At 60.2% G+C, this 1,946-nt stretch carries 2 protein-coding genes; both read left to right on the top strand.

Annotated elements, in window-relative coordinates:
- The coding region (locus SJI03_RS28705) for a phosphopantetheine-binding protein (protein WP_322429443.1) at positions 1 to 405 on the top strand (405 nt) is incomplete at its 5' end.
- A partial coding sequence (locus SJI03_RS28700; protein ID WP_322429442.1) for a condensation domain-containing protein occupies positions 402 to 1,946 on the top strand: 1,545 nt, incomplete at its 3' end. The genes SJI03_RS28705 and SJI03_RS28700, both read left to right, overlap by 4 nt.

Below are 1,946 nucleotides of genomic sequence, written 5' to 3'. Positions count from 1 at the left end.
TCGCTGTACATCCCGGTGACGGCTTGGCCGCTGACAGCGAATGGGAAACTCGATCGCCGTGCGCTGCCTGCTCCCGACATGAATGCTGTTACTGATGCGGATTTCTCGGCCCCGGAGGGGGAAGTGGAGAGCGCCTTGGCTGCTATCTGGCAAGAGCTGCTTGGAGTTGGGCCCATCAGCCGTCATAGCGATTTCTTCGCATTGGGAGGCCATTCCCTGCTGGCGATGCGCTTGGCATCGACCATTCGCGACACCTTCTATATGGACTTTAGCTTGAACAAAATTTTTGAACAAAGCGTATTGCATTTGCAGGCTGGAATGATTGCCATGTTAATTGAAGAAAATGCATTGAGTGCGCGTCTAAGCGCCAATGTTCAGGATACTAGCGAGGGGTTCTGGTTATGACATTACATGAGTTACTGCAAGCGCTTGAAACGCGAAATATTTCAATTGGCCTCAAGGATGGGCGCCTGTTCATTGGTGCCAGACCGCAGGAAATCGGTGATGACCTACTTGGACATTTACGTCTGCAGCGCGATGCGCTGGAAAAGCACTTTGTCGAGCGGGCTGCCAAGGCGGCGCAACAGTTGATCACGGCGCACGTATCGAAGGGGGAACGTTGCCCTCTATCATCTAGTCAGCAGGGATTGTGGCTGATTGACCATTTTAATGGTGGCATCAGCACGCAGTACCACATGCCGCAGGTGCTGGAACTGGGCGGCGCGCTGGATCTGAAGCTGTTGCATGCGGCGCTGCTAACAGTGGTGCGGCGGCACGAGGTGCTGCGCACGGTCTATGCCAGCGATGGCGACACGGTGTGGCAGGAGGTGCACGAGGTAACGGCGTTCGAGTTGCCGGTCGATGAAATCACGCCGCAAACGCTGGAGCAAGCGGTCGAGGCGGAATGCGCGCGCCCGTTCGCCCTCGGCAGTGATCTGCCGCTGCGGGGCCGCGTGTTGCGCTTGTCGGATGAGCGTCATGTGCTGGTGCTGGTTATGCATCACATCGCCTCAGACGGCTGGTCCAGTGCGATTTTGGTGCGCGAGTGCTGCGAGGCTTACGCGGCGCTGGCGCAGGGGCGGACGCTGGCGCTGCCAGCGTTGCCTGTCCAGTACGCGGACTACGCGTACTGGCAGCAGCAGGAGCCGCAGCAGGCACGCCATGCGCAGCAATTGCGCTACTGGGAAGAAAAGCTGGCTGGCCTGCCGACGGTGCACAGCCTGCCGCTGGACTATCCGCGCCCCACGCAGCAAAGTTTTCGTGGCGCATTACACCGCAGCCGCCTGGATGCGGAGCTGAGCGCGCGGCTGGTGGCGGCTTGTCGCGTACAGGGCGCAACCCTGTTCATGGGCTTGCACGCAGTGTTCAGCGCGCTGCTGTCGCGCTACAGCGGCGCCGATGATATCGCCATAGGCACGCCGATAGCCAATCGGGAACAGCCAGAGGTGGCCGCACTGATCGGCTTCTTCGTCAACACGCTGGTGCTGCGGGTGCAGATCGACGGTGAGGGCAGTTTTGCGGATCTGCTGCGCCAATGCAGAGAGACTGGACTGGCGGCGTATGCGCACCAGCAACTGCCGTTCAATGAATTGGTGGAGGCGCTCAATCCGGCGCGTTCGCTCAGCTATGCGGCGCTGTTCCAGGTCATGCTGTCGCTGCAGAATAATGAACAGGAATCGGGCTCGTTGGCTGGACTGAGCGTGAAGCCGATGGAGTCGGCGCAACGCACTGCGCAGTTCGACCTGACGCTCGATGTAAAGGACGATGGCGCAGGCCTGGCCATGTCGTGGATTTATTGCAGCGACCTGTTTACCCCGGCGACGATCGGGCACATGGCCGACAGTTTTGTCTGCCTGCTCGAAGCCGCGCTGGCGGCCCCGGATGCGCCAATGGCCCGATTGTCGCTGATTGACGGCGTCAGCCGTGCTGCGTTACTCGATGCCGGC

The organism is Janthinobacterium sp. GMG1, from assembly GCF_034427795.1.
Taxonomy (GTDB): Bacteria; Pseudomonadota; Gammaproteobacteria; order Burkholderiales; family Burkholderiaceae_D; genus Janthinobacterium.
This window is presented reverse-complemented; position numbering and strand designations above follow the sequence as displayed.